Genomic DNA, 12,349 nt, shown 5'->3' with positions numbered 1-12,349 from the left:
CTGTTGACATCCGCAAGCGGATTGCGAAATCATGGCGCATGACCGGATTGATGACCATTGTGCTGACGCGGACGACCACCCTTGCAGGGTTGGCGGGAGCGATGGTGCGTTAGAAGCAGTCCGTCATCCCTAAACCCTGCCGAGGCGAGCAGGGTTCGGGAACCGGCTCTCCTCAAACTGAGAAGGAGAGTTGCATGCAGAAGAATCCAAACCCCAGAGAAATACCCGCCGGACTGTCGATCCGAGCCATCCGTCCGTCCGACACCGAGGCATTGACGGCGCTGGTCAATCTGCCGGGCTTTCGCGCCGGTACCTTGCGTCCACCCTACCAGAGCATTGAAGAGACCCGCCGCCAAGTCGAAAACAGCAATCCGGATGCAATGCGTCTGGTTGCAATTATCGACGAGCAGATCGTCGGCGACATCGGCATGACCCGTTACCACGGCCGCCGCAATCACGTCGCCAGCATCGGCATGGGCGTGCATGACGACTTTACCGGTCGCGGCATCGGCAGCGCGATGCTCGCGGCCGTCATCGATGCCGCCGACAACTGGCTGAACATCATGCGCCTGGAATTAACTGTTTACACCGACAACGAAGCCGCCCTCGCCCTTTACAGGAAATTTGGTTTCGAAGAGGAAGGTATACTCCGTGCTTTCGCCTTCCGCGCCGGCAGCTACGTCGATGCTTACGCGATGGCGCGCATCAAGCGGTAGAGGAACGCTCCGAGGTCGGTGACAGCCGATCTCTCATCCGCTGATCAGGGCCAGCCACTCGTCCTCGTCCATCGTCTGGACACCGAGTTCGCGTGCCTTGTCGAGTTTCGAGCCTGCGCCTGGTCCTGCAACCACGATGTCGGTTTTCTTTGACACCGAGCCTGCGACCTTAGCGCCGAGGCTTTCAGCCCGCGCCTTGGCTTCATCGCGCGTGAACTTCTCCAGCGAACCGGTGAAGACCACAGTCTTGCCGGCGACTGGGCTGTCTGCAGCAGCAACCTTCTCTGCGGGCAAGGGCGTCCCGTCATTCAGTTCGGCGAGCAGTCGCGAGATCACCTCGACATTGCGCGGTTCCTTGTAGAATTCAACGATCCCGCGCGCGACGATCTCACCGATGCCTTCGATGGCGTTGAGGTCGTTCCAGGCATCGCCCGAGAGCGGCGCGGCAGCTTTCATCGCTGCTTCGAAGTCGGCATAGGTGCCGTAGGAGCGTGCCAGGAGCTTGGCTGTCGTCTCGCCGACGTGCCGGATGCCGAGCGCGTAAATGAACCGGTGCAGCGCGATGCTCCGCCGCTCGTTGATCGCCGTATAGAGCTTTCCGACGCTGACCTTGCCGAAACCTTCGATATTTTCAAGCTTTGTCAGCGAACCGGCCTGCCGCTTCTCAAGCGTGAAAATATCTGGCGCGTTACGGATCTGCAGCGCCGGATCGTCGCTCTCGAAGAAGAAGTCGACCTGCTTCGATCCCAGGCCCTCGATATCGAAGGCATTGCGCGAAACAAAGTGCTTCAGATGCTCGGTGGCCTGCGCACGGCAAATGAAGCCGCCGGTGCAGCGCGTTACGGAGTCGAGCTTGCCTGTCTTTTCGTTCTTCTCCCGCACCGCATGGCTGCCGCAGACCGGGCATTTTTGCGGGAATTCATAGCGGGCGGCATCAGCGGGGCGCTTCTCCATGACAACATCGAGCACCTGCGGGATAACGTCTCCGGCCCGCTGCACGATGACCGTGTCACCGATCCGAATGTCGTGCCCGACGTCGCGGATGCGTTCGCCCGAGTTCCCGATGCCTTCGATGTAATCGGCGTTATGCAGGGTCGCATTGGTTACGACGACGCCGCCGACGGTAATTGGCGTCAGCCGTGCAACCGGCGTCAGGGCGCCGGTGCGGCCCACCTGGATATCGATGTTCTCGACAGTCGTGAAAGCCTGCTCGGCCGGGAACTTATGTGCCGTCGCCCAGCGCGGACTGCGGGAGCGGAATCCGAGCCGTTGCTGCAGATCCAGGCTGTCGACCTTGTAGACGACACCGTCGATATCATAGTCCAGGTCCGGTCGCTTCAGGCCGATCTCGTCGTAGTGGGCTAAAATATCGGCGACGGAATTCAACCGCTTCATCAGGGGATTGACCGGAAAGCCCCAGCTCTTGAATACCTCGACCATACCAAACTGTGTGTCGGAGGGCATGTCGGATATCTCACCCCAGGCATAGGCGAAAAACTTCAACTTGCGGCTCGCAGTCACCTTGGCGTCGAGCTGCCGCAGCGATCCGGCTGCCGTATTGCGCGGATTGACGTAGGTCTGCTTCCCCTCGGCTTCCATCTGCTTATTGAGCGCCAGGAAGTCGCTCTTGGCCATGTAGACCTCGCCGCGCACCTCGACGACTGCTGGTGCCCCCGCCGGCAGCGTCTGGGGAATTTCCTTGATCGTGCGGATGTTGGCCGTGACGTTTTCGCCGGTCGTGCCGTCGCCGCGCGTTGCAGCGCTCACCATCCTGCCGTTCTCATAGCGAATCGACATAGAGAGGCCGTCGATCTTCGGCTCCGCGGTAAAGGCAATCGACTGGTCCGGCAGACGGCCGAGGAAGCGATAGACGCTCGCCACGAAGTCCTGCACGTCCTCCTGCGAGAACGTGTTGTCGAGCGATAGCATCGGCCGTGCATGCACAACGGGCGCGAACGTTACCGAAGGCGCGATACCGACACGCCGCGACGGACTGTCCTCGCGAATGAGTTCCGGAAAGCGCGCCTCGATCGCGTCGTTGCGACGCTTCAGTGCATCATACTCGGCATCGGAAATCGCCGGGCGATCCTCGCCGTGATAAAGCTCGTCGTTGCGGGCGATCTCCTTGGCGAGCCACTCAAGCTCGGCGGCGGCATCTTCGATCGTCAGGGCATCAACGGCTATGGCTTCGGTCGACATACGGCTCTCGCTCCACGGAATCTGGAGTCGGTTTTAGAGCAAAATGAATGGATTGAAAGAGAGCGAGAGGTCCTCGTTCGCCCTCTCCCCAATTCGGCGATTAGGAAATCAGCCGTTCCCGGCCAGCAGCCGGGCCGCCGCCGCCCTCGCCTCTTCCGTCACCGACGCACCCGCCAGCATGCGTGCGATTTCTTCCGTCCGGTCGCCAGGCGCCATCGTCGCGACGTGAGTCGCGATCTTCTCCGAGCCTTCGGCGGCCGGTCCTTTCGAAATCAGCAGGTGCGTCGCCGCACGCGCGGCGACCTGCGGCGCATGTGTGACCGACAGCACCTGCACGCGGTCGGAGAGCCGCTTCAGCCGCTGACCGATCGCATCCGCAACCGCCCCACCGACGCCGGTATCGATTTCGTCGAAGACGAGCGTCGGCGCAGAACCGCGATCGGCAAGCGCGACCTTCAGGGCGAGCAGGAAGCGCGAAAGCTCGCCGCCGGATGCCACCTTCATGATCGAACCAGGACGTGTGCCCGGGTTGGTCTGAACGTGGAACTCCACCACGTCGATCCCCTCCGAGGTCGCGTCATCAGGATTGGTGGTGATCTCTACCATGAAGCTTGCGCGCTCGAGCTTCAGCGCCGGCAGTTCCGCCATGACGGCAGCAGCCAAGGCGTCTCCGGCATGATGACGCTTATCGGAAAGGCTGCGCGCCGCTGCGTCGTAGTTTGCCTTGGCAACACCGACCTCGGCTTCAAGCTTGGCAAGCTTTTCCTCGCCGGCATCGACGTCGGCAAGATCGCTGATCATGCGGACCGCCAACGCCGGCAGTTCGGTCACCGGAACGGAGTATTTGCGGGAGGCAGCGCGCAAGGCAAACAGGCGTTCCTCTACACGCTCCAGCTCCTTCGGATCGTATTCCGTCTTCCTCAGCGCAGCCTCGACTTCCATCTGCGCATTGGAGAGCTGGTCCAGAGCGGCATCCAGAAGCGCCACCGTATCTTCCAGCAAGCCCGGCGCCTCGTGGCTCTTGCGCTCCAGCCTGCGCACCAGCGAGGCGATATGTGGCACGGGGGAAGCATTGCCGTTGAGGAATTCGGAAGCCTCGGCGATATCGCCGGCGATCCGCTCGGCCTTCATCATCTTCTGGCGACGATCGGCGAGCTCGTCCTCTTCTCCGTCTTGCGGTGAAAGCTTCTCGAGCTCCTCCACGGAAGCGCGGAGGTAGTCGGCCTCACGAGCAGCGTTCGCCACCTTTTCGCGCTGCTTCTTGAGCGTCCGCTCGGTATCGCGCCAGATGCGGTACAGATTGGAGACTCCGGCAGCATCTTCGTTCACGCCTGCGAAAGCGTCGAGCAGGATCCGGTGCGCATGCGCATCGACCAAGGCGCGATCGTCGTGCTGGCCATGAATCTCGACCAGCATCTGCCCGACCTGGCGCATGAGCTGAACGCTAAGCGGCTGGTCGTTGACGTAAGCCTTGGTACGGCCATCAGCGTTCTGGACACGGCGGAAGATAACATCGCCGTCATCATCGATGCCGTTTTCGCGCAGCAGCTTGCGGGCGCTGTGGTCCGGACCGACGTCGAACACAGCCGTAACCTGCCCCTTGTCCTCGCCATGGCGAACAAGACCGCCGTCTCCGCGCCCGCCAAGCGCGAGCGACAGGCTATCGAGCAGGATGGATTTGCCAGCGCCGGTCTCCCCGGTCAGCACCGAGAGGCCGGTCTCGAAGGCGAGATCCAGCCGCTCGATCAGGACGATATCGCGGATCGAAAGCTGGATCAGCATTGGCCTCAGGTACCGAGCAGGAGTTTCTTGCCCGCGGCAGCAATCCACGAACCGGGGTTTTCACGCGGCTCGGTGCCACCACTCTTCAGCAGCTTGAAGGAGTCCGCATACCACTGACTGTCAGGATAGTTGTGGCCGAGAACCGCGGCTGCCGTCTGTGCTTCCTCGACGATGCCCATTGCGTAATAGGCTTCGACAAGGCGCGCAAGCGCTTCTTCGATCTGGTTGGTATTCGGATATTTCTCGACAACCGTGCGGAAACGTGAGATCGCCGCCAGGTATTCCTTGCGCTCCATGTAGTAACGGCCGACCTGCATTTCCTTGCCTGCCATCTGGTCGCGTGCGAAGCGGATTTTCGCCTGCGCGTCGTCGACGTATTCCGAATCCGGGTAGTTGTCGATGACGGCCTGCATGGCCTCGACGGTCTTGGCGGCCGCGCGCTGGTCCTGCGTGACGTCCACGATCTGCTTCGAATAGGTCAGACCGATCAGATACTGCACGTAGGGAGCGTCCTTCGACTTCGGATACTGCGCCATATAGCGGTTGCCCGAAGCGAGAGCGTCGTCCAGACGGCCCTGGCGATACTTGACGAAGGTGCTCATCACGAGCGCCTTTCGCGCCCATTCTGAGAACGGGTTTTCGCGGTCGATTGCGTCGAACTTGCGCGCCGCCTCGGCCATGTTGCCGGCCTTCATGTTGGCGAGGCCTTGGGTATAGAGGACATCCGGCGGATCGTTCTCGAGGCCGAGCTTGGTGATATCGATATCGGGGTCCGACTGGCATCCGGAAATTAAGGCACCTGCGCTCAGCACCAAGAGCGATGCGAACAAAGCGCGCGCTGTCTTCATCATACTATCAGACCCTGCATAACCCATCGGAATATCCCAACGCCGCCATCCCTCAACGGCAGCCACGCCTTGTTGGCGTTTCTAGCCACAAATGTGGAGCCAGAGCAACGCAATGATGATGCATTAACGCATTTTTGTGGCGATGCAGGCGATAAACGCCGGTTTTACACTGCGAATGCTGCATCTGGTGCTACTAAGCATCTGCGGCAGCACATCTATCGGGGAATCATCGTCAGCCTGCTCCCCATAAAGAAACCGCCTCCCGAAGGAGGCGGCCCTGGCCTAATAAATGTGATGGAGGTCATGCCGACCAGGGAGCAAATTCCGGCGCGTTGACCCGGATGAAATCCCGAGCCGCAACACGCTGGCGCGGCGCAGAGGTCTCGACCACTTCATAGGCGGTCGGGTCGCTGAGCAACGCCTTGAGAGCATTAGCATTCATCTTGTGACCGCCGCGGTAGGACCGATAGCAGCCGATGAAAGGAGCACCGGCGAGCGCCAGGTCGCCAACCGCATCGAGTGCCTTGTGGCGCACGAACTCGTCCTTGGCGTAGCGCAGGCCTTCGACGTTGATAACGGTGTTGTCGTCCGATATGACGACCGAATTCTCAAGCGACGAACCAAGCGCGTGGCCGGAGGCCCAAAGACGCTCGACATCGCGCATGAAGCCGAAGGTACGGGCACGCGACAGCTCGGACTTGAACGTCGCAGCCGTCATGTCGCCTTCCCACTTCTGTCGGCCGATCAGCGGGCAGTCGAAATCGATCTCAACCTCAAAGCGCATGCCGTCATAGGGACGGAACTCGCTCCACGAACCACCATGCTCGATGCGAACCGGCTTGGTGACGCGGATGTAGCGACGCTTGACGCCAAGCGATACCAGGCCAACCTGTTCGATCGCCTCGATAAAGGGCATCGAGCTGCCATCCATGATGGGCATTTCGGAACCGTGAACTTCGATCAGGACGTTGTCGAGACCAAGCGCGTAGACAGCGGCCATGACATGCTCGATCGTCGCGACCGATCGCGCCGGCGAGAAACCAAGAACGGTGCAGAGATCTGTATTGCCGACCTGAGAAGACACGGCACGATATTCGGAAACCTCGCCGTTGTCGTGCATGCGATTGAAGACAACGCCTGTGTCAGCTTCTGCCGGGTTGAAGGTAATCGAAACGTCAGCACCGGAATGAACGCCGATGCCCGAGAGCGTAATCGGGCGCGATACTGTCGTCTGAAAACCCAACATGCCAATAACCATAAATTTTTGCCTTTATTATCCCTGGTGATCCGCATCGGCTAACATGCCGAACCATCCGCCAGGGGTCATTTCACTCCGTCAGAGCCTCGCGATAAAGCGCAAGAAGACGGTTCCTTGAGCACATACATACGTGCGCCCGGGTTCCAATCCAAATCACTGTTTCTTTCGCATTGTTACGAAAGCATGCCTTTGAAATAACAACGCAATTCGTGTCGAATTCAGAGCTTTGAAACGGCAATGCCCGGAAGCGTACTCCCGGGCATCCTTGTGGCGATTCTGACCCTTGCCTCAGTTCGACTGGCGGCGCAGGAACGCAGGAATTTCAAGCTGATCGTCTTCCTGCATCATGCGAGCTTGCGGAACGCTTCGGCCCTGATCGTCGAGATTTCCGCGACGCGGCGCATAGAGGCTGGCTTCCGGAGAAAGCGGTCGGCGCTGCTGCGATGCCGCAGCCGGAGCCGAGGTCATCTCTGGCGCAACTTCCTCTTCGCGGCGACCAAGTGAGTTGGTGATCCGCTTCAGGAGCCCCATCGGGCCACGCTCTTCGTGGGCGTGAGACGGAGCGGCCGGCTGCGAGCGACGGTCGATCTCGGCCTGCACGACCGGCGGAAAGTCTTCCACCTTCGGCATGCGAACGGCCTGCTGGGCGGCCATCGGCTGCTGCATGACCGGAGCCGGCTGGCTCATGACCGGCTGCGGAGCCGGCTGGCTGATAACAGGCGCGTGAACGGGAGCCTGCTGAACCGGGGCGGGGCGAATGACGGGAGCGGCTTCCGGAGCAGCGAAGATCTTGCTCTGTGGGCGGAAGGTCTCCTGCATTGCCGGCTGCTGCACCGGAGCTGCAGCACGCGGAGCGTGGATCTCGAGCTCGCGTTCCATCTCGGCCTCGGCCGTGCGGATTGCCTGTGCAACCGAGTCGACGGGCTTGGGTGCCTGCTGCATGACAGGTGCAGGCTGAACAGCGGCCGGAGCCGGAGCAACGGCCGCGGAAGGACGCACGATCGGCTTCGCTGCCGGCTGGAAGGTCTTTCCTGCCGCGGCATTGATCGCACGATCGATACCGGTAGCAACAACGGAAACGCGGATGATGCCTTCGAGCGACTCGTCGAACGTCGCGCCGAGGATGATGTTCGCGTCCGGATCGACTTCCTCGCGGATGCGGGTCGCAGCTTCGTCGACTTCGAAGAGGGTCAGGTCGCGACCGCCGGTGATCGAGATCAGCAGGCCCTGTGCGCCCTTCATCGACGTTTCGTCGAGCAGTGGGTTGGCGATTGCAGCTTCGGCAGCCTGCATCGCGCGGCCCTGGCCGGATGCTTCGCCGGTGCCCATCATCGCGCGGCCCATTTCGCGCATGACCGAACGGACGTCGGCGAAGTCGAGGTTGATGAGACCTTCCTTCACCATCAGGTCGGTGATGCAGGCAACGCCGGAGTAGAGTACCTGGTCAGCCATCGCGAAAGCGTCGGCAAAGGTCGTCTTGTCGTTGGCAATGCGGAAGAGGTTCTGGTTCGGAATGACGATCAGCGTGTCGACCGACTTCTGCAGCTCTTCGATTCCGGCTTCGGCCAGACGCATGCGGCGACCGCCCTCGAAGTGGAAAGGCTTGGTAACGACGCCGACCGTGAGGATGCCCTTGTTTCGAGCCGCCTGAGCGACAACAGGAGCAGCGCCGGTGCCGGTGCCGCCGCCCATGCCGGCGGTGACGAAGCACATGTGCGTACCGTTCAGGTGATCGATGATTTCATCGATGCACTCTTCGGCTGCGGCACGGCCGACTTCCGGCTGCGAACCAGCACCGAGACCTTCAGTGACGTTGGCGCCGAGCTGGATGATGCGCTCCGCCTTGGTCATCGTCAGGGCCTGGGCATCCGTGTTGGCAACGACGAAGTCGACGCCCTGGAGGCCAGCGGAGATCATGTTGTTGACAGCGTTGCCGCCGCCGCCGCCAACACCGAACACGGTGATACGCGGCTTAAGCTCAGTGATATCCGGCTTTTGCAGCTTGATAGTCATGTTACCGTTCCTTCTCTTTATGGCCGCATCGCCACGCCGGCCAATTCACTCAATTGTCAGAAGCTCTCTTTCAACCACTGCCCCATGCGGGCAAAGCGGCTGGTATTTCCCCCAAGCGACATGAGCAGACCGCTCTGTGACGCATGTGTTTCCTGGTCCGCGACCTGCGGATAGATCATCAGACCGACGGCCGTCGAAAAGGCTGGGCCCTTCGCTGCAGTCGGCAGGCCCGAGACGCCCATCGGACGACCGATTCTGACGTTGCGGGCAAGAATGCGACGCGCAACTTCGGCAAGGCCGGTCAGCTGGCTCGCACCACCCGTCAGCACGACGCGCTTGCCGACGATCGGGCTGAAGCCCGAGCGCTGGATGCGGTCGCGGATCAATTCCATGGTTTCCTCGATACGGGCGCTGACAATGCGCGATACCAAAGCGCGCGGCACTTGCGTCGGCAGGTCGCGTTCGTCTTCGCCGATCGGCGGGATCGAGATCAACTCGCGCTCGTCCGAGGAGTTCGGCATTGCGGAAGCATGAACGACCTTGAGGCGCTCGGCGTCTTCGATTCGGGTCGAAAGGCCGCGGGCGAGGTCCGTAGTGACGTGATGGCCGCCGAGGCTGACGGCATCCGTGTGCACCAGCTTACCTTCTGCAAAGACCGAAATCGTCGTCGTTCCGCCCCCCATATCGATCGCCGCGCAGCCCAGCTCGACTTCATCGTCGACGAGAGCTGCCAGACCGGAAGCATACGGCGTCGCAACGATTCCCTCAACCGAGAGGTGAGCGCGATTGACGCTGAGCTCGAGATTTTTAAGCGCGGTACGCTCAGCGGTGACGACGTGCATGTCGACGCCGAGAACGTCACCGTACATCGACAAGGGATCTCGGATACCGCGTTCGCCGTCGAGCGAGAAGCCGGTTGCCAGTGAATGCAGCACGGCACGATCCTGGCGCAGCGACTGCTGGCAGGCTGCCGACAGAACCTTCTTGAGGTCGTTCAGTTCGACTTCCTGGCCACCGAGATCGATGGTTGCGGTGTAGATATCGCTCGTCAGACGACCGGCCGTGACGTTAACGATCAGGCTTTCGACCGTCAGGCCGGCCATGCGCTCGGCGGCATCGACAGCAAGGCGAATCACGCTTTCCAGCGCATCGAGGTCGGAAATCGCGCCGGTCTTGATGCCGCGCGAACGCTGGTGGCCAATCCCAATGATTTCAATGTTGTGCGTGCGGCCGGGCAGCACCTGGCTTTCCTCGCGAGGCGTCAGGCGGCCGATCATGCAGACGACCTTCGTCGATCCGATGTCGAGCACCGAAACGACGTGGGACCGCTTCGACGAAAGCGGCTTCAGGCGCGGCAATCCGAAATGGGACGAACCGAACAAGCTCATATATTTTGCCCCGCCTTCTTCAAATCCTTGGTCCGCTGATCAAGCACAAGTTGCCGGCGCGCCATGGCTTCCGGCGTCAACTGAATTGCCGTGCGGTCGGTGAGCCTGAGATCGACCGCAGCGATGTCGCGCTCCAGAAGGTCCTGCTCCTTCATGAACTTCGACAGCCGCGCCAGAGCCAGATCGACATCGTCTTCCGGCAACTTCACCGCAACGCCGTTGTCCATGTGCAGATCCCAGCGGCGACCCGACACCCAGACGTAGGCCTTTACCCGCGCCCTGATCTCCGGCCACTTCGCAAATTCGGTTTCGAGCGAGGTTGCGGCAACTTCAGCACCGCGACCAACCACCAGCGGCAACTGCGAAAACTTATTGTCACGAAGCGGAGCGATGACCGAGCCACCCTTCTCCACGAGAGAGAGTTCCTGACCATGCTGCCAGATGGCGTAAGCCTGTCGCTCCGTGAGCTTTACCTCGATCGTCTTCGGATAGACCTTGCGAACTTCGACATTCTCGACCCAGGGAAGTTTCGCGATCTTCTGACGCGCGGCATCGACATCGAGCGCCACGAGCGAGGTCGTACCGTCCAGCCCCAACAACTGCAGGATCTCGATTTCGGAGGTCTCGGAATTGCCGGACACCTTCACGTCATCAATCGCAAAGCCTGCAGCCGTCGTCGTCGCCTGCGCAACCGCTTCGGTGTGACCACCGAGCGACATGCCGTAGAGACCCGTCGCCGCAAAGAATGCCAAGGCGGATACCGTCCCAACGTGAGCCGGAATATGGATGCGGCCACTCCCGAGGCTGACAAGAAAGCGCACAACGCGACGCAGCGGGCGCGGCAGAACCAACCGACCATCACCCTCGGGAAACGAGAGCTCCGCCTGATGACTTGGGCGCCCTATTCTTTTGACCGTCACCGAGAACAAGAAGCGTCCTCCACCATCCAACGGAGAAATTCACCAAACGTGTAGCCGGCATGACCGGCCATTTCGGGCACCAGGGAGGTTGGAGTCATGCCTGGCTGAGTATTGATTTCCAGCCAGATGATTTCACCATCTTCGGAGAAGCGATCGTCGTAACGAAAGTCGGAGCGACTCACGCCACGGCAACCAATTGCTTGATGCGCCCTTAACGCCAATGATTGTATTTTTTGGTAAATATTCGGTGAAATTTCCGCCGGAATGACGTGTTTCGATCCACCTGCCACGTACTTGGCATCGTAGTCGTAGAAGCCATGCCCGACCGGCACGATTTCGGTGACGCCGAGCACTTGATCGCCCATCACACCGCAGGTCAGCTCTCGACCGTAGATGTAGCGCTCGACAAGAACCTGCTCGCCATAGCGCCATTCCGGAGAGCTGATGATTTGCGGAGGATGGGATTGATCTTCCTGAACGATCACTACGCCGAAGCTGGAACCCTCGCGCACAGGCTTCACGACGTAGGGAGGTTTCATCGGGTGCTCCGCCGGAAAGGCGAATCGATTGATCACCTCGGATTGAGCAACCGGAATGCCGACAGCAGCTGCAACGCCCTTGGCCTTCTCCTTGTCCATGGCGAGCGCTGACGCAAGCACGCCGGAGTGCGTATAGGGAATCTCAAGATATTCGAGGACGCCCTGGATCGTGCCATCCTCGCCATAGGGGCCGTGCAGCGCATTGAAGACGACATCGGGCCGCAAGGCAGCAAGCTTGGCAGACACATCGCGATCGACGTCAATCCGCGTCACCTGGAAGCCCTCAGCCTCGAGAGCGTCTGCGCACGCCGTCCCGGAGGAAAGGCTTACCGGCCTCTCCGAGGAAAACCCGCCCATCAGGACAGCGACATGCTTGCGACTCATCAACACCCCCAAAAATAACCTGCACTGTGAATTTCGACGCTTGCACCAAGCTTGTTTCCCGTCCGAATCTCGCTCGGTGACGCAGGTGTATTAGAGCCTGATTATGGTTAATGAAGTGTTTACTTTCGTTAATTTTTGCCTCGAACGCCCCTCCGGAGGAAGGCCGTGCAACGTTCAGAAAACCCCACGACAACGGCGGCTTTCGTGCAGCATCCCATCAGGAATTCGCACCAGTTCGATGGCTTTTCCGCCCGTCAACTTTGAGGTTCGGCCACCCAGAAGCGCCGAATCGTCGGAAAAAT

The 12,349-nt window shown here is 60.6% G+C and carries 9 protein-coding genes; 1 reads left to right on the top strand and 8 read right to left on the bottom strand.

Going from position 1 to position 12,349, the window contains the following annotated elements:
- The first annotated feature begins 194 nt into the window (after positions 1 to 194).
- Positions 195 to 716: a GNAT family N-acetyltransferase gene (locus AC1DPR_RS08175; protein ID WP_113471821.1), complete on the top strand. Its 522-nt coding sequence runs from the start codon at positions 195 to 197 to the stop codon at positions 714 to 716.
- 33 nt (positions 717 to 749) lie between these two features.
- On the opposite strand, the gene ligA is transcribed toward AC1DPR_RS08175, so the two are convergent.
- The 8 genes from ligA to AC1DPR_RS08135 all read right to left on the bottom strand — a co-directional run bounded on the left by ligA (position 750) and on the right by AC1DPR_RS08135 (position 12,047).
- Positions 750 to 2,915 (bottom strand): NAD-dependent DNA ligase LigA, encoded by a 2,166-nt coding sequence (gene ligA, locus AC1DPR_RS08170; RefSeq protein ID WP_113471822.1) that lies wholly within the window; start codon positions 2,913 to 2,915, stop codon positions 750 to 752.
- Positions 2,916 to 3,023: 108 nt separating this feature from the next.
- The gene (gene recN, locus AC1DPR_RS08165) at positions 3,024 to 4,697 is read right to left on the bottom strand and encodes a DNA repair protein RecN (protein WP_113471823.1); all 1,674 of its coding nucleotides are present in this window, start codon (positions 4,695 to 4,697) and stop codon (positions 3,024 to 3,026) included.
- A gap of 5 nt (positions 4,698 to 4,702) precedes the next feature.
- Positions 4,703 to 5,572 (bottom strand): outer membrane protein assembly factor BamD, encoded by an 870-nt coding sequence (locus AC1DPR_RS08160; protein WP_025659382.1) that lies wholly within the window; start codon positions 5,570 to 5,572, stop codon positions 4,703 to 4,705.
- Between the two features lie 274 nt (positions 5,573 to 5,846).
- The gene (lpxC, locus tag AC1DPR_RS08155) at positions 5,847 to 6,803 is read right to left on the bottom strand and encodes a UDP-3-O-acyl-N-acetylglucosamine deacetylase (protein WP_018858332.1); all 957 of its coding nucleotides are present in this window, start codon (positions 6,801 to 6,803) and stop codon (positions 5,847 to 5,849) included.
- A gap of 288 nt (positions 6,804 to 7,091) precedes the next feature.
- A complete protein-coding gene (ftsZ, locus tag AC1DPR_RS08150; protein ID WP_112659292.1) occupies positions 7,092 to 8,816 on the bottom strand; it encodes a cell division protein FtsZ in 1,725 nt (574 codons plus the stop codon).
- A gap of 56 nt (positions 8,817 to 8,872) precedes the next feature.
- Positions 8,873 to 10,204: a cell division protein FtsA gene (gene ftsA, locus AC1DPR_RS08145; RefSeq protein WP_018858330.1), complete on the bottom strand. Its 1,332-nt coding sequence runs from the start codon at positions 10,202 to 10,204 to the stop codon at positions 8,873 to 8,875.
- Positions 10,201 to 11,133, bottom strand: a complete 933-nt coding sequence (locus AC1DPR_RS08140; RefSeq protein WP_026371941.1) for a cell division protein FtsQ/DivIB — start codon at positions 11,131 to 11,133, stop codon at positions 10,201 to 10,203. Before AC1DPR_RS08140 ends, ftsA begins: the two co-directional genes overlap by 4 nt.
- Positions 11,121 to 12,047, bottom strand: coding sequence for a D-alanine--D-alanine ligase (locus tag AC1DPR_RS08135; protein ID WP_018858328.1), 927 nt, complete (start codon positions 12,045 to 12,047; stop codon positions 11,121 to 11,123). Before AC1DPR_RS08135 ends, AC1DPR_RS08140 begins: the two co-directional genes overlap by 13 nt.
- Positions 12,048 to 12,349 lie beyond the last annotated feature (302 nt).

It is taken from the genome of Rhizobium sp. 01T417 (genome assembly GCF_056398905.1).
Note: the sequence above shows the minus strand (reverse complement) of the source record. Positions and strands in the feature narration are given on the sequence as shown.

Excerpts from the sequence above, each read along its gene's own strand:
- AC1DPR_RS08175 (WP_113471821.1), top strand. The coding sequence starts at position 195 with ATGCAGAAGAATCCAAACCCCAGAGAAATACCCGCCGGACTGTCGATC.
- ligA (WP_113471822.1), bottom strand. The coding sequence starts at position 2,915 with ATGTCGACCGAAGCCATAGCCGTTGATGCCCTGACGATCGAAGATGCC.
- recN (WP_113471823.1), bottom strand. The coding sequence starts at position 4,697 with ATGCTGATCCAGCTTTCGATCCGCGATATCGTCCTGATCGAGCGGCTG.
- AC1DPR_RS08160 (WP_025659382.1), bottom strand. The coding sequence starts at position 5,572 with ATGGGTTATGCAGGGTCTGATAGTATGATGAAGACAGCGCGCGCTTTG.
- lpxC (WP_018858332.1), bottom strand. The coding sequence starts at position 6,803 with ATGGTTATTGGCATGTTGGGTTTTCAGACGACAGTATCGCGCCCGATT.
- ftsZ (WP_112659292.1), bottom strand. The coding sequence starts at position 8,816 with ATGACTATCAAGCTGCAAAAGCCGGATATCACTGAGCTTAAGCCGCGT.
- ftsA (WP_018858330.1), bottom strand. The coding sequence starts at position 10,204 with ATGAGCTTGTTCGGTTCGTCCCATTTCGGATTGCCGCGCCTGAAGCCG.
- AC1DPR_RS08135 (WP_018858328.1), bottom strand. The coding sequence starts at position 12,047 with ATGAGTCGCAAGCATGTCGCTGTCCTGATGGGCGGGTTTTCCTCGGAG.